1 protein-coding gene is annotated in these 235 nt (G+C 55.3%); it reads left to right on the top strand.

Going from position 1 to position 235, the window contains the following annotated elements; translation table 11 throughout:
- Positions 1 to 124 precede the first annotated feature (124 nt).
- On the top strand, positions 125 to 235 hold a 111-nt coding region (locus EXE44_RS19380), incomplete at its 3' end, for a DNA-directed RNA polymerase subunit RpoH/Rpb5 C-terminal domain-containing protein (protein ID WP_274595411.1).

The raw sequence follows: 235 nt of genomic DNA, 5'->3' as shown, positions 1-235 counted from the left end.
TGCGTGTGAGTGTCGAACGCCCCCGTCGGGAGCCGTGCGCGGCGAAACTTGGTAACTCTTATCCCGCTGGCGTATATATGTTCCTGTAGTATCTCGTGATAGCTTCTTTCAATAACCACCACCCATGGTAGACGTAAGCCAACACGAACTCGTCCCGGACCACGTGCTCCTCGACGCCGACGAGATCGAGGAAGTCCTGGCGGAGTACGACGTGAAGAAAACGAACTTACCGAAG

This window comes from Halorubrum sp. SS7, assembly GCF_005435055.1.
GTDB classification, from domain to species: Archaea; Halobacteriota; Halobacteria; order Halobacteriales; family Haloferacaceae; genus Halorubrum; species Halorubrum salinarum.
The sequence above is the reverse complement of the archived record's forward strand: the minus strand, read 5'-3'. Positions and strand labels throughout refer to the sequence as shown.